At 55.2% G+C, this 24,912-nt stretch carries 18 protein-coding genes and 3 pseudogenes; 8 read left to right on the top strand and 13 right to left on the bottom strand.

The window, feature by feature from the left end; all coding sequences use genetic code 11:
- A complete protein-coding gene (locus tag ACR0IV_RS12480; RefSeq protein ID WP_480658976.1) occupies positions 1 to 990 on the top strand; it encodes an ABC transporter ATP-binding protein in 990 nt (329 codons plus the stop codon).
- Positions 991 to 1,379: 389 nt separating this feature from the next.
- Positions 1,380 to 1,508, top strand: a pseudogene (locus tag ACR0IV_RS12475) (IS6 family transposase); the annotation flags it as partial.
- Positions 1,509 to 1,673: 165 nt separating this feature from the next.
- Here ACR0IV_RS12475 and ACR0IV_RS12470 read toward each other — a convergent pair.
- Positions 1,674 to 1,946 (bottom strand): caspase family protein, encoded by a 273-nt coding sequence (locus tag ACR0IV_RS12470; protein WP_480658978.1) that lies wholly within the window; start codon positions 1,944 to 1,946, stop codon positions 1,674 to 1,676.
- Between the two features lie 267 nt (positions 1,947 to 2,213).
- Between ACR0IV_RS12470 and ACR0IV_RS12465 the strand changes: the two genes are divergently transcribed.
- Positions 2,214 to 2,873 (top strand): hypothetical protein, encoded by a 660-nt coding sequence (locus ACR0IV_RS12465; protein ID WP_480658980.1) that lies wholly within the window; start codon positions 2,214 to 2,216, stop codon positions 2,871 to 2,873.
- Positions 2,874 to 2,911: 38 nt separating this feature from the next.
- On the top strand, positions 2,912 to 4,774 hold the full coding sequence (locus tag ACR0IV_RS12460; protein WP_480658981.1) for a CHASE2 domain-containing protein: 1,863 nt from the start codon (positions 2,912 to 2,914) through the stop codon (positions 4,772 to 4,774).
- 41 nt (positions 4,775 to 4,815) lie between these two features.
- Here the strand turns inward: ACR0IV_RS12460 and ACR0IV_RS12455 are convergent, their stop codons facing one another.
- Both ACR0IV_RS12455 and ACR0IV_RS12450 read right to left on the bottom strand, forming a co-directional pair.
- Complete coding sequence (locus ACR0IV_RS12455; protein WP_480658983.1) at positions 4,816 to 6,588, bottom strand: caspase family protein; 1,773 nt, start codon at positions 6,586 to 6,588, stop codon at positions 4,816 to 4,818.
- A 270-nt stretch (positions 6,589 to 6,858) separates the two neighbouring features.
- Entirely contained in the window at positions 6,859 to 8,607 is a 1,749-nt protein-coding gene (locus tag ACR0IV_RS12450) for a caspase family protein (protein WP_480658984.1), read from the bottom strand.
- 397 nt (positions 8,608 to 9,004) lie between these two features.
- On the opposite strand from ACR0IV_RS12450, the gene ACR0IV_RS12445 reads away from it, so the two are divergent.
- Together ACR0IV_RS12445 and ACR0IV_RS12440 are read left to right on the top strand one after the other, a co-directional pair.
- Complete coding sequence (locus ACR0IV_RS12445) at positions 9,005 to 10,111, top strand: NUDIX domain-containing protein (protein ID WP_480658985.1); 1,107 nt, start codon at positions 9,005 to 9,007, stop codon at positions 10,109 to 10,111.
- Positions 10,112 to 10,161: 50 nt separating this feature from the next.
- On the top strand, positions 10,162 to 11,622 hold the full coding sequence (locus tag ACR0IV_RS12440; protein ID WP_480658986.1) for a nicotinate phosphoribosyltransferase: 1,461 nt from the start codon (positions 10,162 to 10,164) through the stop codon (positions 11,620 to 11,622).
- A 305-nt stretch (positions 11,623 to 11,927) separates the two neighbouring features.
- Here the strand turns inward: ACR0IV_RS12440 and ACR0IV_RS12435 are convergent, their stop codons facing one another.
- The 3 genes and pseudogenes from ACR0IV_RS12435 to ACR0IV_RS12425 all read right to left on the bottom strand — a co-directional run bounded on the left by ACR0IV_RS12435 (position 11,928) and on the right by ACR0IV_RS12425 (position 14,417).
- On the bottom strand, positions 11,928 to 12,944 hold the full coding sequence (locus ACR0IV_RS12435) for a GlxA family transcriptional regulator (protein ID WP_480658987.1): 1,017 nt from the start codon (positions 12,942 to 12,944) through the stop codon (positions 11,928 to 11,930).
- Between the two features lie 329 nt (positions 12,945 to 13,273).
- Positions 13,274 to 13,642, bottom strand: a pseudogene (locus ACR0IV_RS12430) (DDE-type integrase/transposase/recombinase); the annotation flags it as partial.
- A 262-nt stretch (positions 13,643 to 13,904) separates the two neighbouring features.
- A pseudogene (locus ACR0IV_RS12425) lies at positions 13,905 to 14,417 on the bottom strand (lactoylglutathione lyase family protein).
- A gap of 83 nt (positions 14,418 to 14,500) precedes the next feature.
- On the opposite strand from ACR0IV_RS12425, the gene ACR0IV_RS12420 reads away from it, so the two are divergent.
- Positions 14,501 to 15,391, top strand: coding sequence for a LysR family transcriptional regulator (locus ACR0IV_RS12420; protein WP_480658989.1), 891 nt, complete (start codon positions 14,501 to 14,503; stop codon positions 15,389 to 15,391).
- A 447-nt stretch (positions 15,392 to 15,838) separates the two neighbouring features.
- Here the strand turns inward: ACR0IV_RS12420 and ACR0IV_RS12415 are convergent, their stop codons facing one another.
- The 7 genes from ACR0IV_RS12415 to ACR0IV_RS12385 all read right to left on the bottom strand — a co-directional run bounded on the left by ACR0IV_RS12415 (position 15,839) and on the right by ACR0IV_RS12385 (position 23,509).
- Complete coding sequence (locus ACR0IV_RS12415) at positions 15,839 to 16,951, bottom strand: Gfo/Idh/MocA family protein (protein WP_480658990.1); 1,113 nt, start codon at positions 16,949 to 16,951, stop codon at positions 15,839 to 15,841.
- A complete protein-coding gene (locus ACR0IV_RS12410) occupies positions 16,951 to 18,012 on the bottom strand; it encodes a sugar phosphate isomerase/epimerase family protein (RefSeq protein WP_480658992.1) in 1,062 nt (353 codons plus the stop codon). Before ACR0IV_RS12410 ends, ACR0IV_RS12415 begins: the two co-directional genes overlap by 1 nt.
- Before the next feature lie 62 nt (positions 18,013 to 18,074).
- On the bottom strand, positions 18,075 to 19,199 hold the full coding sequence (locus ACR0IV_RS12405) for a substrate-binding domain-containing protein (protein WP_480658993.1): 1,125 nt from the start codon (positions 19,197 to 19,199) through the stop codon (positions 18,075 to 18,077).
- A gap of 32 nt (positions 19,200 to 19,231) precedes the next feature.
- Positions 19,232 to 20,185, bottom strand: coding sequence for an ABC transporter permease (locus ACR0IV_RS12400; protein WP_480658994.1), 954 nt, complete (start codon positions 20,183 to 20,185; stop codon positions 19,232 to 19,234).
- Positions 20,182 to 21,147, bottom strand: a complete 966-nt coding sequence (locus ACR0IV_RS12395; RefSeq protein ID WP_480658995.1) for an ABC transporter permease — start codon at positions 21,145 to 21,147, stop codon at positions 20,182 to 20,184. Before ACR0IV_RS12395 ends, ACR0IV_RS12400 begins: the two co-directional genes overlap by 4 nt.
- On the bottom strand, positions 21,144 to 22,664 hold the full coding sequence (locus ACR0IV_RS12390) for a sugar ABC transporter ATP-binding protein (protein WP_480658997.1): 1,521 nt from the start codon (positions 22,662 to 22,664) through the stop codon (positions 21,144 to 21,146). Before ACR0IV_RS12390 ends, ACR0IV_RS12395 begins: the two co-directional genes overlap by 4 nt.
- The gene (locus ACR0IV_RS12385) at positions 22,661 to 23,509 is read right to left on the bottom strand and encodes a sugar phosphate isomerase/epimerase family protein (protein WP_480658998.1); all 849 of its coding nucleotides are present in this window, start codon (positions 23,507 to 23,509) and stop codon (positions 22,661 to 22,663) included. The genes ACR0IV_RS12390 and ACR0IV_RS12385 overlap by 4 nt, the downstream gene beginning before the upstream one ends.
- 109 nt (positions 23,510 to 23,618) lie before the next feature.
- Between ACR0IV_RS12385 and ACR0IV_RS12380 the strand changes: the two genes are divergently transcribed.
- A complete protein-coding gene (locus tag ACR0IV_RS12380; protein ID WP_480659000.1) occupies positions 23,619 to 24,632 on the top strand; it encodes a LacI family DNA-binding transcriptional regulator in 1,014 nt (337 codons plus the stop codon).
- The last annotated feature ends 280 nt before the right edge of the window (positions 24,633 to 24,912 follow it).

Genomic DNA, 24,912 nt, shown 5'->3' with positions numbered 1-24,912 from the left:
ATGGACAAGCAAAACGCAATCGAGGTCCGAGACCTGAAGGTTCACTTCCCCGGCAGTGGCCCTGACCGGATGGTACGTGCGGTCGATGGGGTCGATCTGACTGTCGCACGCGGCGCCTTTCACGCCATTGTGGGTGAGTCCGGCTGTGGCAAGACCACTCTGGCGCGGGCGATGGTGGGACTGCAACCGGCCACCTCGGGCACCGTGCGCATACTGGGGCAGGATCTAGCCGAAGGACTGCGTGATCGAAAGGCGCTGGCCAAACAGATGCAGTTCGTATTTCAGAATCCGCTGGGTGCGCTCAGTCGGCGGCAGACTGTTTATCAGTCGTTAGAAGAGCCGTTGTCGATCCACGGCGTCGGCGGCAAAGAGAGACGCGCGCGCATCGCCCGGTTGATGGATCTGGTCGGATTGCCGGAAAGCGCTGGCGAACGCCTTCCGCGATCCCTGTCCGGCGGCCAGCGGCAGCGCGTGGCTATCGCCCGATCATTGATGCTCGAGCCCGAGATTCTGATCTGTGACGAGCCGCTCTCGGCGCTTGACGTTTCGATCCAGGCGCAGATCGTGAAGCTGTTTGTCACCTTGCAGCAGGAACTTGGTCTGACGGTTGTCATGATCTCGCACGATCTGGCGGTGGTGCGCGAAATGTGCAGCGACGTCACGGTGATGTATCTGGGTCGCGTAATGGAGATGGGTGCGACCGAGACCCTGTTCAGCGATGCGCAGCATCCCTATACGCAGGCGCTTTTATCGTCGGTCCCCTCACCCGACCCGCGCATCGAAGCGACACGGCAGCGCATCGTGCTGCAAGGTGATCCGCCCAGCCCGATGGACCCACCGCCCGGATGCCGCTTTCAGACCCGCTGCCACCGTGCTCAGGAGTTGTGCCGACGCGACGGTCCGGTTCTAGACCACAAGGCCCTGGATCACGCGGTCGCCTGCCATTGTCCTGGTCCGGCTGAGGAGTTGCTACCAACTTCTGAGGCGTGACCTCAAACCGGCAAAATATGTCGGGATGAATTGCGTGGCGCGCGGTGAGCATCGCGCGCCACGTGTTCTGGTCAAACCTTGGTCTGTTGAGCAAACCATTGGTTTAGCGCCCGATAAAACGCCTGGGAGCGGGCTCGATCTGGCTACGGAACAGATAGAACTTAATACACGTAACCACCAACGGGCAGTTCATCGACTTAGATTGACCCGAGCGCGCCGTTGGTGATCGACGGCGTGGCGCTGCCCCCATCCCAATCGGTTGCCGTGTGAAAATCAAGCGACGCAAAATCGAGCCTTCAGATTGGGATCTGTTGCAACGTTTTGAGTATATTCGCGCATGGATGTAGCGATCGCATGATTCAATCAATTGTTAGGTCGAAAGTCGGTTCGTGATCTCATTCAAAAGCACACAATATCTAAAGGATGTGATCCTGTTCGCGGTCCTTTTTTATGTTCGATATGGCGCGTCATTCCGCAATCTGGAAGAGATCATATGCGAACAAGGTGTTCAGATAGATCAGCCTCGGTCGCTGAGGCAGTGCGTCGTCGAAAAGCGCCTCGTGCCCTTTTCATCTGAGCTGAAAAGGGTCGTTGCGGCAGGCAACAAAAATCGCGATTTCAGGGCGGATGAACCAGCTATGGCACTCACGATAGCATCCATACGAGTAGTTTCAAATTCCACGTCAAGGTAACTGCGCAGCGCCGCATTCACTGGTATCAATTAACTTGTGGTTTCGATTTCGATGCCTTGATCTGCAAAAATATACCAACGCGACTTCGGCAGTGGCTGCGGCGGAGTCACGCGATGCAATGCGCAAATCGGTGAAGTCTAGATCTTGATGCTGCGTGAACGAAAATCCAATACGCTTCAACGCCTTTAAGATATTCTGGGCGTCATTAGCTGGATTAAGCAGACTGAAGACGTACTGATAAGCAGAGTTGTGCGACACGCTCATCTTTGGCTTCTGCAGCTATCGGCACAATCAAGACCAAACAAGTCGCTAACAGGCACCGGACGCGACATTGCCACTTGCTTTCAGAGGTCATGAAAACTGATTCATCTATTAGTCGATCAGCGTGTCGTCTTAGCAAGGAACGAAGCGGCAGCCGAGGCCAAGGTCAGGTAAGGCAACTTCGAGCTGGAACTGGACTCTAAATAGATTCAAGCCTACGCTTAACCTTCAAATCGCCGTTTTTTATCAATTTTCTTCCCGAGGCGTCAGGTGTCGTGGATTTGGGTATCAATAACTGTCCTTGTATTCGCAACGGTTGCAAACCCGTTTCCCGCTGGCTTTGCATGGGCTGCCGGTAAAGAAGAAAACACTGACACGCCTGCGGAAATTGTATTTATTCCGCCTGAAATCGGCGCGCCGAAAGATCGAATGGGAGCGGGCACCCGAAGTATACCAACACATGCGGATTCAGATCTGTTGCTGCTGCTGGTCCCGGCGGATGGCGGTTTAACGACCCTAGCCTCTCCGCCTTTGATCTGGCGGCTGTTTCGCGGCCACAGAGGAGATGTGGTTGTCCGGTTGAGCCCGGTCGGGAAGACTGCGGCAGAGTTGCTGGTAAAAGGCCCATTCCCGCCGGGCGATTATGGTCTGGACCTTAGCCGATCAAATTTTCTGCTGGATGCCAACCTGTTTTACCTTTGGCAGGTTGAGCTACTTGATCCCGCCACGGGCGCGGCTATCGAACGATCGTCCAGGTTGATTGAACGCGTACCAGAAGAACTGAAGTCCGACAGCGCGGCTGCGGCAGGTCTTTGGTTCGATGCGCTTTCTGAGCTAATAGAGATAGACCTCAGTGGCCGCGTGCAGGTGAAAAACCCGACCGCACTGGAGCAACTGCTGAACTCAGCGGGCGTAGGTCAGCGACATTGAAGCGTCACAGGCATGCATGGCAGAGAACGTCATCGCTTATGCCAGTTTGGCAACGCTGGGTTTTGGTTTGCGCGATTACATTGATTGTCGGTGTTCCGTTAATTGAACTCCGGCAAAAGGGGATGCTCGAACGTCTTGAGCTCTTCCAATACGACTGGACGACTTCCACTTTTGCCCAAGATGACCCGGTAGCTAGCGTTAATCTGGTGGCTATTACCGACAGGGACTTGGGTGAGTGGGGTTGGCCCGTTCCGGATCACTATTTGGCGCAGATAGTAGGCACTTTGCTGACTGCTGGCGCAACGACGGTGGGTGTGGACATATACAGGGACGTTCCAGCAGGCGAAGGTAGGAAGGCACTTCTTGAGGTTCTGGACGATCCCAGAGTTTATGTAATTTCGAAGCTACCGGATAGCGAGTCCGCAGGCATTGCAGCACCGCCGGGCACTCAAACAGGGTTCGCTGACATTCCAATTGACCCTGATGGCGTCGCGCGACGAGCCTTATTACTGGTCAATACGCAGGACGGAATTTCCTTGTCCCTGCCCATGCAACTGGCGGCATCCCATACTGGACAACCCGCCTTAAGAAGCGATCCCGACAATCCGCGCTTTTTGATGTTCGGCGACACGGTTGCAAGACCTTTGGTGCAGAGCACGAATTTGTTTCGCAACGTGGATACGTCTGGCTATCAAATCATCATTGACTACAAAAACTCACTACCGATCGCGCGCAGTATACCAGCTACAGAGGTTTTGGCCCAAACTGACCTCGACCGTTTTAAAGGAAAGGCCGTGATTATCGGTGTCACCAGCCATTCTGTGAAAGATTATTTTTCAACACCACTCAACCGATCGACCGGCGCCGATTTTACTTTTGGCGCCGAAATTCATGCTGCCATCACCCAACAGTTGATCGACTACTTGAAGGGTCAGGCCATTCCGCTACGCGGATTGAACAGCCGGATTGCCGCCTACATCATCTTTGCTTCTGTCTTCTTCGGGGCCTGTATATCGGTGTTCGTCAGGGTCACCGGCAATGCCGTTTTGACGGCTGGGGTCGGAGGCATTCTGCTCACGATCGGGTTGTCACTGTTTCAACAGATCGCGTTGTTAATGCCTGTAACACCCTCCTTTCTGGGCTGGACCTTTGGATTTCTATTTGGTTTCGGGGTCATCTCAGGCTTTTCACGCAATCAACGACGCACTATCGCACAGGTGTTTGCATCTCATTTGTCCGACGAACTGTCAGCTGAGCTTTGGAAGCAACGCAGAAATCTTCTATCGGGCGGGAAACCCAGATCTCGTCAGCTTTATGTCACGGCGTTACTCGCAGATATTGAAGGCTCGACCCTTGCCGGGAATACGATGAATGCCGAAGAGTTCATGGCTTGGATTGCGCGCATTCTGGATCGGCTGGGTGAGATCGCCCGTGCGCATAATGGGTTTGTCGAGAAATACACCGGAGATGGCATCTTGGTGGTATTTGGCGCGCCGCTCCCAAGCGAAACGTATGAACAAAGGCAATTGGACGCGCTGGCCGGATTGCACTGCGCCCATGCCATGCGCAGCGCTGTGGCGACATTGAACAATACACTTCAAAATCAACCCGCCTACAAACTCCGCATTGCGCTGAACAGCGGCGACGCGATTGGGGGCATTTTGGGCGTCAGCGGGTCCATGCATTACAACGTCATCGGCGACACGGTAAACATCGCGGCACGTCTGGAAAGCTGGATTAAGACCCTGCCGCCCGAAGAAGATGGATGCCACCCAATCTGTATGACGCTAGAGACCGCTCGCCTAATCGACTCTGACCGGAACTGGCTGGTCGTCCCGGGGCTTTACCATGATGATGGGAGAACGGAAATTCAGGTGGTGAAAGCGCCCACAACGATTTGAGACGATCAAAGACAGTTTAGTCGTTTACTGGACGGCCAGATCTACTTTCGTGTGATCACCACATCGACATACCAGTTCTTGTCAAATCGCCCTTGATTGCTGCGTATTGACGCTTTGGGTACCAAAGTTGAAGGCAGGTCCAGCGTAATCGAAAAAGGAACGACATAAACGCTGTTGAACAGAAAATTTGTTCGTCCGGAGATCTTCAAGCGGCCTTTCTCAGACAACGATGCCGGATACTTCTTTGGTCTGCTCTCACCCCCTCTGGAGCGATCTACAGCACTGACAAGCTCGAAACCAGCCTCAGTTTTGCGGTATTTCAGCCAAAGTACCGTATCGATCCCCGAACCGGCGTCTCTGCCCAATGGATCCGGACGCCGTCGAATATCAACAATGTACTCCCCGTTGAAGCCGGTCGTAGCAGAGTTGGCTGACCCGGCATCCACTATGACATTCGTTTGGCCGCGGCTCGTCTTACCTTCGGTCTTTGGTTGCTCCGGCCGTGGAATACTTTTGAGAACCGCGAAGCTCTCGGCGGTCAGGTAGCCGGTACTGGTCAGGCCATTCTTGCTTTGAAAACTCCGAAGCGCGGCGCGAGATCTGGGGCCGAAAATACCGTCTGCAGGCCCGGCAGAGAATCCAAGCGTATTCAGGCCATGCTGAATGTTGCGATAATCATTACGGCTCAGATCCAATCCGATTTCGGTATTCGAATTCGTGTTTTGTTTTTTTGCGGCGTCTTCTTCGTGAACTTCATCTGGTGATTTCTTCTGCGCTACGCTCTGTGTGGTATTTGGGATTGTTTGATGATTCTTTGCCTGATTTTCAGCATCCAAAACACCTTGCGCATATTCACCGGCGCGCGTGTCCGGGTAGAGCTTTACAATCAGATTCAATGCGTTCAGTTTTGTGGCCTCATCTGTCAATATCAGGGCTTCTCGCAAAACCCGCTCGGCTGAACTTTGACGTTCATCCACAGGATCGGCTACAGCCGTCGAGGGTGCCTGGGACGCTACTGGCAAGCTGGCCACCGCCGGCACGAGATATATGTCACGTCCGGGCAAAGAACCATAGGTGAAAGGCTCCTGATATCCATCGGTAAGCTCAAAGACTGTGTCCCGCACTTTTCGGAACAGTTTTCCAAGTTCCAGCCCTGGAACCTCGATATGTTCCAGTAGGGCTTTAGCATAAGGGCTGTTGCGGCCTTCTCCGTCCAAAGCCAGAGTTCCACCACGGGCAGAATAGCCAACCAGTACACCTCCCGGGTCAATACTGCCCAAGCCCTGGCCGATTGCTCGCGTCGCAGTTGTGCGCTGCATATCAGAAAGGAATGGATTATTTCGGCATGCGTCTACAAGGACAAGCTTCAAACCATTAGCTGTCGATACAGCATTTAGGACTGAATCTAGTCGGATCGCTTCGAATTCAACATCCTTGTCGCTTTCAAGCTCCGCGTTGGTAGGGATCAGATAATTGGTGTTGTCGATTTCTATTCCGTGACCTGCAAAATAGACCAACACCACATCAGCTTCCGCCGCCTTGTTAGAAAAGTCTCGCAGGGCTAACCGCATTTGACGATAGTCGAGATCGTATAGCTCGGTTACATCAAAGTTGATTCGACCAAGCGCAGCTGCAATGTCCCGAGCGTCATTTGCCGAATTCGGAATATTCGAAACATATTCATATTGGGCGTTTCCGACGACAAGTGCCATACGCTTGGTTTCAGATAAATCTGCCAAAACAACTACAGGACTGAACATCAAAGGAAGGCTCAGGAGTTTCAAAAAACTATGAATACCGAGTTTTAACAACATAGCGGATTCGTCCAAATGGAACTATTGCTATCGTAACACAGTTTGAGTTGCCCCGCGACGGGGCTACAAAGTCGTTCTCTAATGTACAACTGGTCTCAAGGCATAAGCTGAGTTCGCACGTCACGGTCACAATACTGCCAAGCAATCGGCTTGAGGAGGAAGCAAAAGCGTTTTCTATCTCCAAATGGTTCGACCCCCGAGTTTTCGTACGTCGAAGCTGCAACTCTTCGGAAGTCCGGAAAGAGCCCAAACCGGATCTAATGACTCACTCTATTCAATCTCGATAACGAAGGGCCTGCTGTAGTCACTCCCATCATCCCAAAAATGCGGCTCGCGTGTATGCTTTGGGTTGGCAAAAAAATGACCATATCCCTGCCGACCGGCATAATTGTCAGGATTGCCTCTCGACCAACGCGTATACGACAGCGGCTCACCTGTGCTCCACACCCAGCCCCCAGACGGTTCTCTGCTACCGGGTAGTTGATATAGCCCAAATGCCGGGCCGTGGATGTTTCCGTGGCTATCGGTGTGGAAGTAGCGTTTGTCATTTTTGAAAAGGCTATAGATGAATTGATTTTCTCGCGCGTTTCCGATGGTTGCCAGATGCCCGCCCATTTTCTCGGCAAGGCGGTTTGCTTCAAAAAAGTGCATGTGCCGCAGCGCAACCAAGTATAGATGCCCTTCGAAATATCCAAAGACGACTTCACGCGACCCAAGAACTGAAAGGGCCCGCTGCAACCTCTCTTCCATGGCCTCTGGCAATTCGTCTTCCTTGTAGATGCGCGCCGTGTCACTCTGAAGCGCTTTGATCGCAGGTACCTCCGGCAGGATGCGTAGTAACGCGACGTCGACCCTGGTTCCTGGGGACAGACCGTTAGTGACCCGAACTGTCGAGATTGCCGTGCGGGTTCGGGGGCCAAATGCACCGTCCACGCCACCGACATTCTGCCCCATCATGTTCAGCGCCTCTTGCACCAGCTTTCGCTGTTCCAAGGTCAACTCGGCTTCCTGCTGACCGTCTGGAAAGCTCGCCTTCAGCCAGGGCTCGCGCGTTCGTTTCCTACGTTTCGCATCGGCTTCGGACTGCAGCACATCGAGTTTGCGGGTAGCCAATGCGATCAGATAGTGGTCGGGATGACTCTGATACTTCTTGAGAAATTTTTCCCAGTTGTAGATTGCGTCGCGCTGCTCAGCCTCGGCGTAATCCGAGGCGAGCTCTCGGTTGATCTGAGAAGCGACTATTGCAATTTCTGCTTCTGACACCTGCCGTATCGGATCTGGAGGCAGCGGAGCCTTCAGAAAAAGGTCAGAGCCAGGTAATGAGCCATATGTGAAAGGCTCCTGATACCCCTCAGTCGCCTCAAACACGCGGTCCCGCACTTTGCGGAACATCTTTCCGATTTCAAGCCCGGGCTCTTCAAGATGTGTCAGCAAGGCCGATGCGTATGGGCTATTGCGGCCATCGCCGTCAAGAGCCAAGGTCCCGCCTCGTGCTGAATAACCGACAAGAACACCGCCGGGGTCAATTCGGGCTAATCCCTGCCCAACGCTCCGAGTCGCGCTTGTCCTAATCATGTCCGTCACAAAGGGGTTGTTCCGGCAGGCATCAACAAGCACGATTTTCAACCCGGGAGACTGGGCAATCGAATTCACCACCGTATCTAGGCGAATAGCCTCGAAATCAACATCCAGGTCGCTTCGCAATTCGGCGTTAATCGGAATGAGATAGTTGTTATTCTCGATTTCGATGCCATGACCGGCATAATAGATCATGACCTTGTCAGCCGTGAGGGATGCGTCGGCAAAGTCACGCAGCGCAAGGCGCATGTCACGGTAGTCCAAGTTGGTTCCAACCGTGACCTCGAAATCAAGTCTTTTTAAGGCTGCAGCGATATCCTGAGCGTCGTTGACAGGATTGGATAGGTTCGCGACGTTTTCGTAATCCGAATTGCCAATAACAAGGGCAACGCGTTTCTCCTTAGCAATCGCGTCAGATGCAATGAAGAGGGAAAGGGCCATTGTAAGCCATTTTGAGACGTATCTAAACAAAACCAGCACCAAACAAGCAATTGGCCATCACCGTATCACAAACTCAGGTCTGCTCCAAAAAATACCCGACAAAACACTCCGGATGCGCCTTTGACGGGAGCCCCCATTTTTAACGCAGCAACTGAAAGTCCGGTTTGCCCGCTGTGTGATTTCGCAGACGTATGGAGCTAGCGCATGCGACGAATGGCAACAATGCGGGCTCCAACCGCAGCAATTCCGCACTTCGCCGAATGTCCGGAATGGGCCGACAGAAACACACTGTTTCAAAAACTGAGTCTACCGCAGATTGACTAGTGGACAGTGGAGGCGTACGAAAGCGGTGTGCAAGGAGGTCTTGCTCTCAAATTGATAACGCGGAGGTCGCGCTATGACTAAGGTCACGCTTTCAGTGATCATTGGACGGTTTCAACCTTTTCACAAAGGGCATCGGAAACTGTTCGACCATGCTTCTCACATCTCAGACAAAACGCTGGTCCTTATTGGGTCTGCTTTCCGCCCAAGAACGGAAAAGAATGCGTTCAAGTGGACCGAACGAGCAGGATTCATCTCGAATGCAATGAAAGCTGCGGGATGCCATTCAGAGATCACCTGCCTGCCCCTGATCGACACGCTTTACGACGATAAGACCTGGGCGGGGAATGTGCGCACAGCGATTGATCTGCACCTGCGGACCGAAGGGATTGCGCGGGCCGACGCCAAAATCGTGCTCGTAGGGCACGACAAGGACGAAAGCAGCCGTTATCTGCGTTGGTTCCCGGAGTTCGAAGCTGTTTCGGTTGAGGCCGAACGCAGCGGCAGCACTGTTTTAAACGCAACAGATATGCGAACCGGGTTGTTCCTCGACGAAACACCTGTTGCTAAATTACGCGAGACCTTCGGGGCCATCGAAACCGATCAGGTTGTCTCATGGATAGAAAAGAACCCGCAAGCCGTAGAGCAAATCCGTGCAGAAGCTTCATATAACCAGGCCTATCGCACAAATTACAATAAAGCGGTTGCCGCTTTGGGCTACGAAATCCCCGCCGATTGCGCGGATGCCGTTGTGGTTCAAAACGGGCATATCTTGTTGGTCGAACGGGGAAATGCGCCGGGCAAAGGACTTTTTGCACTGCCCGGGGGACACCTTCAAAAAGAAGCCGCTCAGGAAGCCGCCATCCGGGAGTTGATCGAGGAAACGCGCCTTAACATCCCGCGCAAATTGCTGGAAGGTCGCATCGCCGCACGGCAGGTGTTTGATCACCCCGAGCGTTCAGAACGTGGTTGGGTGCGCACCGAAGCTTTCAAGTTCGAGTTGATCGACGGCAAGGCGCAGGAACGGGTAAAAGGTGCTGATGATGCCAAACGCGCGTTCTGGATGCCGGTCAATCAACTGACTCCGGATGTGATGTTCGAAGACCATTTCGACATCATTCAGGCCTTGGTGCCCAATGTGCCCTTTGCCTATTCATCGGTTCTGATGAGCCGCATGCATTAAGTTCACGGGCCCATTCGGCCCATGATCCCCAGTCCGCCGGGAGGTCCGGCGTGGCTCAACATATCCAATCCAAGGAGGACTGGAACATGGTGATGCAATCATCTCATTTTGCAAACGTCGTCGATGCGAGCAATTTTCTGCTGGACACTGACAGCTACAAGTACAGCCACCCTAAGCAATTCCCCGAAGGGACCGAATACGCCTTTGCCTACATTGAGCCGCGCCGCGCGGATGGTGAGATTGACGAGGTTTTGTTCTTTGGTCTTCAGGCTGAGCTTATGAAGCTCGAAGGGCAAGTCGTTACCCAAGCCATGTTGGATGAGGCCGCGCCGTTCATCCAGGCGCACGGGCTTTCGCTTTATGTTGAGATGTTTCAGCATATCATTGATGTGCATGGTGGACGTCTGCCAGTGCAGATCGACGCATTGCCCGAAGGGACAATTGCTCCGGTTTCCATCCCGCAGGTTCGGATCGTCAATACCGATCCAAAATGCTGGGCCTTGCCCGGCTTTCTCGAAACCCGTCTGCTTCGGGCGGTTTGGTATCCGAGCACTGTCGCGACCATCTCGAACTATGTGGTGCGCCAAATTCGTGACCGGTTGATCCAGACTGATGGCTGTGACGAGGGTCTTGCGTTTAAACTGCACGACTTCGGCGCCCGCGGTGCGACCAGTGCCGAAAGCGCAGCCCTTGGAGGCGCAGCGCATCTGGTCAATTCGATGGGAACTGACACTGTCGGCGGGCTGATCCTGGCCCGAAATGCCTACGGCGCGGAAATGGCGGGCTTCTCAATCCCGGCGACTGAGCACAGCACTGTGACCTCCTTTGGCGCGGACGGTGAATTGGACTTCATGCGGCAGTTTCTGGCGGATAATCCACAAGGCATAGTTGCTTGTGTATCTGACAGCTATGACCTGATGCGTGCTGTGCGCGACTATTGGGGGAATGAACTACGCGATGCGGTCATGGCGCGTGAAGGCGTGCTGGTTGTGCGCCCTGACAGCGGCGATCCTTTATGGATCGTGCCCGAGGTGATTGAAGCGCTTATAGAGAAATTTGGCTATGTAGAAACCGTCAATGGCTTCCGCATCCTGCCTACGCAAGTCCGTGTCATCCAAGGGGATGGCGTCAACAAGATCTCAATTGTTCAGATCATGGAGAAGATGATCGAGCGCGGCCTCGCCATCGGGAACATCGCTTTTGGTATGGGTGCGGGCCTGTTGCAGAAACTGGATCGCGATACATTTTCGTATTCCATGAAAACTTCGGCGATCCGCGTGAATGGAATGTGGCGAGATATTTTTAAGGACCCAGTGACTGCATCAGGCTCCAAGACCTCAAAAAAGGGGCGCCTTGGCGTCATGGAAACCGACAGCGGCCGGTTTGTGAGTCGCCCGCTAGCCAACATACCAACCGGTCACGACGCGCTACGCCCTGTTTTCCTGAATGGAAAAATCGTTCTTATTCAGAACTTTGATGCGATACGAAAGCGTGTTGGGATCATCGGGTAAGAAAGCGCCAAATTTTCTGAGGCCGTCTCATACAAGAGGCGGCTTCAATCCACGCAAATAATACCAACGGGTCACCCCAACTTCCGCGTGGCTTTGTAGCCTAGGCTCAGATTGACATAACAGCCCGATCTGGCATTTGTTTAGCGCAAATAATTCTTGGACAGGTCTCAGTATGGCTTCTTTGAAAGGCGCCGCTTCAAAGGCGTAGTTTTATACGCCATGTTCTGCTGCTTGCGCCACGCGGGGTCTCATCGTGATGTTTAACAGCATGGAGGTTGCGATTTCTGACACAAGCCAATCGCAAATTATCTCCGCCTTTCAGACCAGCCTCTTCTGAACGAAGTCGGCGCTTCACCATAACGCTTCTTGAACCGCACCGTCAGCTGGGTGGCGCTTCCAAAGCCCGTAGCGGCTGCGATCTCAGATACGGGCATCTCGGTTTCGCTGAGCAATGCGTAAGCCCGTTCAACGCGTAACTCGATGTAAAACTGCACTGGTGAAGTTTCGACGTATTTTTGGAAAAGGCGCTCTAACTGACGACGAGATATCTGTACGGCCTCTGCTATTTCAGAGATATCCAGCGGGTCTTCCAGATTTTCATGCATGATCTGCATCGCATTGATCAGGTATTGGTTGCGGCTGCCCAACGCCACCGAGAAAGCTGATTTCTGAAGCGTTTTGCTGTTGTTGGACCGAAAGTGTATGCACATGTCTGAAACGATGACCGCGAGGTCGTTTCCAAAATCGGATTCGATTATGTCCAACATCATGTCAATTGCAGCGTTGCCACCACCGCATGTCATAAGCTCGTTATCGATCTCATACAGGTTTGCCGACGGTTCCAAATCATGAAAGTGTTCGACAAAAGCAGGGCGGTTTTCCCAATGCAAAGTGAATCTTTTCCCTGACAAAACTCCGGCCTTCGCAAGGGCAAAAGCTCCAGTACAGATACCACCCAAGTTACAACCATAGGCCTTCTGGCGGCGAATCCATGACAGCACATTGGGGTTGGTGCTTTCTGCCGGTTCAATACCCGAGCAGACAAACAGCCGCGAGGATCGCGGTAGGTTACACAAGGCAAAATCCGGCGTAATCTCAATTCCATTCGAACAAGAAACCGGATTTCCGTCTTCTGTGATCAGAAACCATTTATACAGTTCTTTGTTCGTGACCTGATTGGCGATCCGTAAAGGTTCCACTGCAGCGCTAAAGGCAAGCATGGTCAGCTTAGGCAACAGCAGGAAATATATTTCCTTGGCCGACCCATCGAAGTCTATGCGATAGCTGGCCGCACCCTTTGGAACAAAGTTTCTCGGGTTCATTTTGACTTCTCCCAGTGGCAACCAAGATGGATGAATGGCACCAACACTCCATAGAGTATAGGTGTAGAAAGGACTGTCGCATTAACTTTGAAGGGCTGCTTCTACGCCGAATTTCACACTGGATCATGCAGCGTTTTCGAACAGCTGAGCAATGACTTAAGCTCGCCAGTGATGCCGCGTTGCTTGCGACAGACGTGGTCGCGTTTGATGGTGCGGATTGTCTCGATACGATTATGTCGCAAAACACTGTGGTAACCAGAGCCAGCATCATGCTGGACGCGATTATCCTTCGGTCTCGGAAACATCCGATAGCCCGAGGTCGTAGCGCTTCTGAATTGCTGTTTCCGGATCATATTGGCGACTTTAATGGCATCCAATGTGGCCGAAGCGTATCTGAACGATTTGAGCCCACACATGTGCCGGACACGCCGCTTTATGAACCGATGATCCTGTCCAATCGTATTATTCAAGAACTTCGACCTAACTACCTGCACTTTAGCCGGATAGCCAAACCGCCACACACTCTTGTTTACTTCCTGAATGCCTGGCGCGTTGGCTCCACTTTTATCGATCACGATCTTGTCTGGAATTCCATTTGTGGACAGGGCGTTGGCGAAAAACTTGGTGGCTGCCGGACCATTCCTGCGCTAAGACAATATGAAATCAAGGGTGTTCCCTGCTTTGCCGACGGCGCGATAGGACACCGTGTACCGACGGTAAAAGCAAGCGGCCTAGAAAACCACATCCTTGGAGAAGTGTCAGCCTTTCAAGGAGGCAATACTAAGACCTGTCCAAGCAATATTGCGGGAAAGAATGCCAGAACAGGCCACCTAGTCAATCTGAACCTAAGGTTTGTGACACAACCATATACAGAGGTTTTCAAACTCACGCACTGCGGAACGAACCGAACCTTCCAAGTTATTTGCCGAAGGTCCGGTTTCGCAGGTGGAATACATTGGACTAAGTGTAGGCACCTCCCGAGTAGGTCAGTTCATAGCTGTGACTGTATAGCTCGAATACGATCCCGAATGGGTCCTCGACGTAGACCATGCGATAAGGCTTTTCATCGGGGAAATATTCTCTGACTGGCATACGTTGTTTGCCGCCCGCGGCAACAATCTTGGCTAGCAGGTCTTCGAGATTCGGATTCTGAATGGCGAAGTGGAACGTTCCGTGTTGCCGGTAATCCAAGTTGTTGCCCGGAGCATGATGGCCTTCAAACTCAAACAGCTCAAACCCGACACGGTCGGCCGTCGCGAGGTGCGCGATGCGGATTTTCCCCCAACCTTCACCAAAGACATCACTGCACATTTGCCCGATGTCACTGGCGTCTTACGTGATCTGGGTCGGCTCCATGATCACGTAGAACCCTAGAACATCGCGGTAGAATGCAACGGCTTTGTCCAGATTCGGTACAGACAGGCCAATGTCAGAGAACGTGCGTGGTGTCGGTGTCGTAGCGTACCCTTTCATTCGCGTTACCGTGTAGATACGCCGATGGTGACATTTAGTTAAATTATCAATATGTATACTTTATATAATGGGGCGTTATTATCATGCTGAATGCAACGTGGCTGAACACCTTTACGACGCTTTGTGAGATTGGCCATTTCACAAAGTCGGCTGAAGCGCTGGGGATGACGCAACCCGGCGTGTCGCAACATCTTCGCAAATTGGAGGCGCAAGTCGGCAAACCCTTGATCGTGCAAGATGGGAAATCATTCACGCCAACCCCTGCTGGAGAGGCCCTCTTCAAAGTAGGGCTGGCCCGCCGCCAACAGGAATGTGATCTCAAGGAAATGATGCAGCGCGATGACCCAGACATTGGCGAGGTCAGGATCGGATGCTCTGGCAGCTTTGCCATGTGGCTCTATCCACATCTTCTGGAACGTTTGCGATCGTCCCCTGATCTTGCGCTCCACCTGACTGCTGCACCGCAGGGCAACATGATACGCAGTCTTATTCGCGGAGATCTGGATCTGGGTATCCTAGCGGGCCAACCCCATCACCCGCAGCTTGAAGCGAAGATGATCATGCGTGAGGAGCTTTGCTTGCTCGTTCCGCGCTCTATGCAATCTCAAGCGATTGACCTAGCCGACTTGAACAAACTGGGATTTGTTGCACACCCCGACGGGCACGAATATGCAGATGAGCTTCTCGGACGAAATTTTGCCAAGGATTATCTGGGCTCAGATCACCTAAAAACGCGAACGTCCGTCAACCAGATAGGGCAGATCCTTACCCCTGTCGCGGAAGGGCTGGGATTCGCGATACTACCCAGATCGGGTGTCGATGCATTTGCAAGGCGGGGTGATGTCTCTATCGTGGATTTACCCTTCAAGCATCACCATGACCTTTGGCTGGCGTTCAGGCGTGGCAGGAACAAATTTGCGCGCATCGCGTCTGTTATTACTTTGATCGAAAAGGAAGTATGCGCATTGGACTAAGTGACCCAACAGGTCACTGAACATGGAAACCAAGCATTTGTTCATGCTACAGCATCGGTCACTTAACCCTCGATGCGGTGCAGGTCGGATAAATTCAGCATGACGCTTCGCTACAACTACACCCCACAGCTAGCAGCCTGTCAAAGCCCAAATTTGGCGATACCGTTTGTGGTGGCTTCGCAAAACCCTGCTCACCCAGTCAGAAGCTAGATTCGTTTGCTCCGAGCGCATCGCGACAATCAGGCCATTCAACAGTCACAGGAACGAATCCGAAGCGAAATTCAGATTCAAGAAAACCTATTCCCCCTGCAGCATACACTTGCATCGGCTTAGCCCGATTGCGGCTCTAATAATACTGACGACAGCGGCATCATAATATTCATGCGCATCTTTCCTATCGCACCACTTCGATACGCCAAGCCCCGAAACTGTGGGAGATTGGTTCTTTCATTGGATATCGATCCATCTCCCGTCATGTTTTGAAGATTTCAAGGCGCTGGCAACGAAGGCCATACCCAGCAGTCCATCGTTCAAACCTGGCAACAGATTTTGCGCCCCCTGATCCCCCCGGATCAGGGCCGCGGCATCCGCATACAAAGTCGCAAACCCCTCCAGATAGCCTTCAGGGTGTCCTGGGGGTACGCGTGTGGCTGCCCTCGATGCTTGGGACGTAGCTGCAGAGCCACGCGTCATAGTCTGACTTGGGTGCCCAAATCGCGTGAACGTCATGTGATTTGGATGTTCTTGCGTCCATTCAATGCCGCCGCATTCGCCATATACACGTAAACGCAGACCGTTTTCATTCCCCACTGCCACCTGGCTGGCCCATAGCATACCGCGCGCGCCGCTGGCATAGCGCAACAGGATGTGGGCGTTGTCATCCACTCGTCGCCCCGGAACCATGCTGGACAGGTCGGCGGCAAGGTGCGAGGGGACTTCGCCGGTCACAAAATGCGCCAAATTGAACGCGTGGGTGCCGATATCACCGATGGCTCCGGCCCCAGACCGCTCCGGGTCGGTTCGCCAATCGGCCTGTTTGTTATCGGACGCGGCGGGTTCGGTCAGCCAGTCCTGCGCGTATTCCACCTGTACCAGCCGCAGCTTGCCCAGATCACCTGAGCGCACCATGTCACGCGCCTGCCGGATCATGGGATAGCCAGTATAATTATGAGTCAGGATGAAATGCGCAGGCGAAGCTTCCACCGCGGCCTTGATCCGCGCGGCGTCCCCGACCGTGGCCGCCAGTGGCTTGTCGCAGATTACATGAATCCCAGCTTCAAGAAACGCAATCGCCGGGTCCGCATGCATGTGGTTCGGGGTCACGATGGCCACCGCGTCGATGCCGTCCGCGTGTGCGGCCTCGGCCTGTGCCATCTGGCGGAAGTCGGAATAGGACCGTTCGATCCCCAGTTCTTTGGCCGAGGCTTCGGCCCGCTTCGGGTCCGACGACAACGCCCCCGCAACCAGTTGCCACTGCCCGTCCAGCCGGGCGGCGATACGATGCACACCTCCGATGAATGCGCCCTGCCCGCCACCAACCATGCCCAGTTTCAAAGGCATCACTGGTCCAGCCCCAGCATGGATCGGATCATTGCCTGATCCACTTCGCCGCCCGCGAAATCGTCAAAGGCCTTATCTGTGGTTTCAATGATATGGCGCGCGATGAAGGGCGCGCCCTCGGCTGCACCCTGTTCGGGGGATTTCAGGCAGCATTCCCATTCCAACACCGCCCAGCTGTCATAGCCATACTGCGTCAGCTTCGAGAAAATCGCACCGAAATCCACCTGCCCGTCGCCAAGGCTGCGGAACCGCCCTGCCCGGTTGGTCCAGCCTTGATAGCCAGAATAGACGCCTTGGCGACCGGTCGAGTTGAACTCGGCATCCTTGACGTGAAAGGCGCAAATGCGCTCGTGATAGAGGTCGATGAACTCTAGGTAGTCCATCTGCTGTAGCAAGAAATGCGAAGGGTCGTAGTTGATGCGGCAGGCCTCGTGCCCGCCAACGGCATCGAGAAACATCTCAAAGGTCGCTCCGTCGAACACATCCTCGCCGGGGTGGATTTCGAAGCCAATAGCCACGCCCTGCTCCGCATACGCGTTGAAAATCGGACGCCAACGTCGGGCAAGCTCGGCGAAAGCTTCTTCGATCAGGCCCTGAGGCCGTTGTGGCCACGGATAGAGATAGGGAAAGGCCAGCGATCCGGTGAAGCTGACCGTGGTATCCAGCCCCATGCGCCGCGCGGCGATGGCGGCCTTTTTGACCTGATCGACGGCCCAATCCTGTCGCGCCTGCGGGTTGCCGTGCACGGTCTCGGGGGCAAAGGCATCGAAAGACTGGTCATAGGCGGGATGGACGGCAACAAGCTGGCCCTGCAGATGGGTCGACAGCTCACTGACCTCAACGCCCGCATCGCGGCAGGTGCCGACAATCTCATCGCAATAGGTCTGGCTATCGGCGGCCTTGTCCAGATCGAACAGCCGCCGGTCGAAACTCGGGATCTGTACCGCCTTGTACCCCAGACCCGCTGCCCATTCCGAAATCGACCCCAACGAATTGAACGGAGCCGCGTCATCCGCAAACTGTGCCAAAAACAACCCCGGTCCTTTGATCGCACCCGGCATATCAGCCTCCCATGAATATCCTGTATGTCAGGCCCCGACCGGGGCCTGACGGGTTCTGGCAATTACTTACCGCCCCAGCGTTCAGGGTAGCCCGGCATGCCTTCACAGCCACAAGCTGCATAGTGCAGCGGCGGCATCGACGGGTTCACGAAATCGGCCAGATTGTCGTTGGTGATTGCCGGCTGCGGCAGGTTCCATTCAGGTCCGGGGATCGCTTCGCCATCCAGAATTTTCAGAGCCGCCAGAATAGGCGTGCGCCACTGATAGGTCGGGTAGGTCGGCGCGATGGTGTTCAAGCCGATCTCTTGCCATTTCTGCAGGAAATCCTGCTGGTCTTCGCCGGTCACAATCGGCACGTCCAGACCCATATCCTCGAAGGCTTCAATCGCCGCGACCGAAGTTGCGCCCGCGTCCATCCAGACCGCGCCCAACTGGGTGCCGCGCTGGATGTAGTCCTCGACAATCGCCTTAGTCTTGGCGCGGTCGCCATCGGTGAATTCCGCACCGACGATGTTCAGACCGGCCTCTTCCAGAATGCGTTTCGCAGCGGAGTACCGGGTTTCCAGAACGTCCACACCGGGCAGGATGCGCAGCATCAGCACGTCCGAGCCTTCGGGCGCGTTGGCGGCGATGAATTCACCAGACTGGATGCCAAAGCCATATCCGCCAACCGGTTTGATGAACGTGACCGGGCAATCGGTGTTCACACCTCGGTCGAACACGATCACGGGCAGCTGTTCGCAGGCTTTTTCCACAGCGGGGGTCAGGGCTGCGGTCGTGTTGGGGGACACGATCAGGGCGTCACAAGTGCCACCGGCCAGCAGATCCTCGATATCGGCGATCTGCTTGTCGTCCGAGCCTTCGGCATCGGTCACAACGAACTCGGCGATGCTGTCATGCTGTTCGACCTCGGCCAGCATGGTATTCCAGCCGACCACGCGCCATGGGTTGTTCACGCCTGCGTTCGAAAAACAGATCGTATGCGGGCCGTCCTTCTTGAAGCCCGAGGTATCGGCCATCACATCGCCATAGTGTTGCAACCATGGGGTTGCGGCATCACCATTGGCGGTTGCGCCCAGCATGTCTTTTTGTTTTGCAAACTCGGCCGGGTCGTCGAAGTTCTGCGCTTGGGCGGGCAAGGCCAACGCTAGCGTAGTCAGGGCTGTTGCCGTGAATTTGTTGATCATTCTTGTTTCCTCCTCTGAATAGTTTCGGGCGCCTATCCCCCGGATCGGCGTCGTCGGTATCCGGCGATCACCACCGCCGAGATCAAAATCAATCCCTGCACCACGTCGCGAATGGGTTTGGGAAAGCCCAGGATGTTGAGCAGCGTGAACATCGCCTGCAACACCAGCGCCCCCGCAATAGTGGCCCCTACGGTGCCGCGCCCGCCCAGCAATTGTGCGCCGCCGATGACGGCGGCGGTGATCGCCTGAAGCTCCAACCCGACGCCCACATCTGTGGATACGCCCGCGAAGCCGCCCAGCAAGATCCCGGCCATGACGGCCGAAATCGAGGACATAATAAAGGCGACAATCCGCGTTTCCGTGAGTGGGATTCCGGCCAGCAATGCGGCCTTCGGATTGTCGCCCATCGCAATCAAGCGCTTGCCATAATTGGTGCGGTGCATCAGCCACCACATGGCAACGCAGACTACGACCATCACGATCACCGCGACGGGCAGGATTTTGATCAGCGGTAGATCCTTGATCAGGTAGCGGCCGAAGAACCGAAAGTTCTCTGGCAGATACCCACGCGGAGCACCTCCCGACCATGTCAGGGCCACACCGCTGAGCGTGATCATCATCCCCAGCGTGGCGATGATCGACGGCACCTTGAGCCACGACACCACCAGTGCGTTCACCGTGCCCACGATCACGCCCAACCCCAGCATGACAAGGATCACCCACCATGTCGCGCTGGCATCCCCGTCCAGCAGGATCGAACTGCCGATCACCGTCAGCGTCACCAATGCCCCTGCCGACAGATCAAACCCGCCCGAGTTGATGACGTACAACTGCCCCACCGCCAGGATCGCAATCGGCGCCGCACGTTTGAGGAAATTCATGTACCCCGTCGGCTGCAGGAAATACGGCGACAGGATCGCTATCGCCACAAACAACAGCGCCAGCACCAGAAAGACAGGGTTCATCTGCTTCAGCCGCGCCATCATGCCTCGATCCTCCGGCTGCGCACGGCATAGACGGCAACGGCGGCTACGATGATAACCCCGCGCAGGATCTGTTTGGCAAAGGCATCGACGCCCGCGATGTTGAAGATCGAGTCGATCAGCGAGAAGATCATCACCCCCATCAGAGTACCCCAGACACCCCCACGCCCGCCGGACAAGGCGGTGCCGCCGATGACAACCACAGCGATGGATTCCAGATCATAGACCCCGTCTCGCCCGATCCACGGCGCGCCCGAGCGTAGGCGGCTGGCTAGATACAGCCCCGCTATGGTGGCGCACACCGAGCAGATCACATGAGCCATGATGACCACACGCGCGGTGCGCATACCGGCCAATTTGGCCGCATCCGGATTGCCACCAACCGAATAGATGTTTGATCCTACGCGAGTGAAGCGCAAGAACACCCAGGCGGCCACCGCCAGGGCGATCAGAAAGATCAGGCTGATCGAGACGCCCCCGACCTGCCCATAGGCGAAGACCTGAAACTCTTCCGGAACTTCCCCGGCAAAATTGTTGAACGTAGCACTCAACAGCCCCTGCAGGATCAACGCCATACCGAGGGTGGCGATCAGCGGGTTGACCTCGAACTGAGTGATAACCAGCCCATTGATCAGGCCAACCACAACGCCCACCGCCAGGACGGCGGCAATCGCCGGCAGCATCATCGACGGATCGCCCGACATGATGGACGAGGCCAACACCGCAGACACCGAGATCAGGTTCGCCACGCTCAGATCGATCGAGGCGATCAGAATGGCAAAGGTCTGCCCAATCGCGGTAATCCCCAGCGCGATGGAGCGCCCCAGCAGGCCCAGAAGGTTTTCGGCAGTCAGATATTGCGTCTGCCCTGTCGCCACCGCGACAATGACGTAGATCGCCACCGCCACCAGCAGCAGCAGAAACGGCGCAAGAGCTGCCAGGTTCCGGGGTTTGCCGATCTTCATGAGGCTTCCAGTCCCAGATGCGCCTCGGTCGCGGCATGCATGACCTCGGCCTCGCTGGCGCCATATCCGAACTCGGCCACGATCTTGCCGTCGCTCATCACCAGAACCCGGTCCGAAATGCCAAGAACTTCGGGCAAATCAGACGAGATCGCCATGACTGCCGCCCCCTCTTGCGCCAGCTTGCGCATCTGGGCGTAGATCCCGGCCTTTGTGTTGACGTCGATGCCACGGGTGGGTTCGACAAAGATCAGAATCTTCGGGGCCAGCGACAGCCAACGTGCAACGATAGCCTTTTGCTGGTTGCCGCCGGACAGAGACTGAATTTCGACCTCGTAATTCGCCGCACGTAAATCAAACGCATCAAACAGCGCATCCATCTGATCAAGAGTCGCAATCGGCGACTTGTTCGGCGCGCCCAGAGCCTCGGAAAACGCCCGCGCCGAGATCATGCCGTTGTCACGGACCGATTGCATCAGCATCAGCCCCTCAGCCTTGCGGTCGCCGGGCAGCATGGCGATCCCGGCCTTGGCGGCGCTGCGCGGATTGGTCAGCCGGACCGGTTTCCCCTCAACCGTCACCGCGCCGGTTTCGAACGGTTCCACGCCAAACAGGGCCAAGGCCAGCGCCGTACGGCCTGCACCCTGAACGCCCGCAAACCCGGTGATCTGACCCGCGCGCAAGTCCAGATCAATGTCGAACAGGCGGTCATTGCCGCCCCCGCGCACATTCAGCACGGCCTCGCCAACCTCATCCGGCGTCGCGGGTTCTGGGTAGAAATGCCCAATGTCACGCCCGACCATGGCTTCGACTATCTGACCGGTTTCCGGCACATGATCGAATGCGGCCGCGACCTTGCCATCCTTGATGACGGTGACGCGATCGGCCAGACGGCGAATTTCGCGCATGCGGTGGGTGATATAGACAATCGACCGCCCCTGCCCGCGCAGATCGTCAATCAGTTGGAACAACAAATCACATTCGGTATCGTTCAACGCTGCCGTCGGCTCGTCCATGACGATCACCTGTGCGTTGAGCGACAGCGCCTTGGCAATCTCGACCATTTGCTGCTGCGCAACGTCCAGATCGCTGACCAGGGTGTCCGGGCCAAAGCGATGGCGATCCCCAAACAGCGCCAGCACCTCCTGCGTTTCGCTCCGCATCCTGTCGATATCCAACAGGCCCCAACTGCGCGTGGGCTCCCGGCCCAGAAAGATATTCTCGGCCACGGTCCGGTCCGGCAGTAACGAGAACTCCTGATAGATTACGCTCACACCTTGAGCGAGGGATTCCAGCGGGTGCTGAAACCGCACCTTCTGGCCGCGCAGAAAGATGTCGCCTTCTTCTGCCTGATACACGCCGGACAGTACCTTCATCAGCGTGGATTTGCCTGCGCCATTTTCTCCGACCAGGGCATGGACCTCGCCAGGGCGCGCCGAAAAACTGACAGCGTCCAGCGCTTTGACCCCCGGAAATACCTTGGTGATCCCCTTCATCTCAAAGATGACATCACTGCTCATGCCTCCGCCCAGCCCTTACGAATGAACGCAGCACTATCGTGAAACAGCTGCGGGTGGTCTTCGAACATCGGGCGCCAGATGCGGGTGGCCGCAGCGAGTTCCGGGACACCTGCACCAAAGGCCTCCATCACCACCCAGCCATCGAACCCGGTTTTCTTCACCTCCGTAAAGATCGTGCCAAAGTCGATCTGCCCAGTCCCAGGCGTGCCGCGGTCATTTTCCGAGATATGCAGAACGTTGATCCGGCCAGAGAGCGCTGCAATCGCCTGCGCCTGATCCTTTTCTTCGATATGTGCATGGAACGTGTCGTACATGATCCCGAACGCGGGATGCTCGACCAAGTCACAATACCGCGCTGCCTGTTCGGCCGTATTCAGAAAATGGGTTTCAAACCGGTTGAGAGGCTCCAGCGCCAGTCGCATCCCCCGCTCAGCCGCTTTTTCAGCCATTCGGTGATGCGCTTCGGCACCGCGCTGCCATTCGTCAGCGGTTGGCCCGCTGCCGGTGAAATGCCCGATCGGCGCATGAAAGGGCCCGCCGATGGTTTCGGCACCCAGTGCTGTCGCGCAGTCCAGTATCCAGTCCAGATGAGCAACACCGCCCGCCCGGATATCTGGGTCGGCACTGGTCGGGTCTGCGTTGGGATCAGGGACAATCGCTGTGCAGGTCCGTTCCAGCCCCAGCGCATCCAGCTCAGCCCCCAGCCATGCATAGTGATCGGCGGAACCTTCAAGGACTGGAATTTCAACACCGTCATACCCTGCTTCGGCAGCGAGCTGGCAAAACTCCAGCCGCGCCTTGTCGATCAGCCCACCGACGCACAGCAGGTTCACACCCAGCTTCATGTCCCCTCCCCAGAGCTCAGAAGATGCCACGGTGCGAATCTATGTAATCGATTTCATTTATTATGTAAACCATTACATTCTTCGTTTTTCGCTGCTATAAATCGTCAGCATGACAAGAAACTCGAATAAGAGACCCACGGTTCGGGACGTTGCGCGGGTGGCCGGTGTCTCTACCGCCACAGTAAGCCGGGCGTTGCAATCGCCTGATATCGTTTCCAAAAAAACACGCGACGCTGTGTTCACGGCTGTCTCGGAAACTGGGTACAGTGTCAACACTGCTGCGCAGATGCTGCGGCGAAATCGGTCGGGTACGGTGCTGGTCATCCTGCCGGATATTTCCAACCCCTTCTTTTCCAAGATCCTGTCAGGCATCGAAGAAGTTGCGACCCGCGCCAATCTGACGATCTTAATCGGCAACACCAACGGGGACGACGCGCGGTATGCGAATATCCTCGAAAATCTGCGCAATGGACGCGCGGATGGTGCTTTGATTCTGAACGGAGCCGCGCCTCCGGATGGGATGCTTCCAGAGGGTACTCCAGTCGTCTCGATCTCAGAACGACTGGATGATGCAAGCTATGCTCATGTTGGGACTGACAACCGGAAAGCGGCGTTCGATGCCACGCAATATCTGCTAGCTCAGGGGCACAGAAGAATTGCGCATGTCACCGGACCCGAAGGCAATCCGCTGACCAATGACCGGTGCGCGGGTTATGTTCAGGCGATGGAAGACGCCGGCCTGACAGACCACATCCACACCATCCCCGGTGGCTTCACCTATGAATATGGTGAGCAAGCGGCAGATCAGTTGATCATCCAATATCCGCGATCCACCGCCGTTTTCTGCGCCAACGATGAATCCGCTATGGGGATGATCCGGGGCCTTCAGCAACATGGATATACCGTGCCCGACCAGATATCTGTGATGGGCTTTGACGACATACCGTTTTCCCGAATTTTTCAACCTGAACTGACGACCGTACACCAGGCGCGAAACCTTATAGGGCAACGCGCGATGGAGATGTTATTGGAACTTCTGGAGAATAACGAACATCCGATCGGCTCAGTGTTTCTGGAACACTCCATCGTGACGAGAAACAGTGTTGGAAAGCTACACGAATAGGTTCCATTGGCTTTGTCAGGTTGTTCACCTTTTACCGAAAAGCGTGTCCTGAGCGACAACCATGCGGTCACTTCGGACGCATACTCTCGCTCAATATTGAAAAGCATCGGCCCGGGCGTGGCCTGCCCCAACACCAAAACAGCTTTCGCAAGAAGCGCTTAGCTGAACCCTTTTTTCAGCGCGATTAAACTAGGCTCAGGACTCATAACCAATAGATGACCAAAGCGGCGAGAGCGATTGCTGAGAGGAATACTCTGGGGCACCTGTCGTACCGCGTCGC

The sequence above is a fragment of the Ruegeria sp. C2 genome, assembly GCF_056537765.1.
The sequence above is the reverse complement of the archived record's forward strand: the minus strand, read 5'-3'. Positions and strand labels throughout refer to the sequence as shown.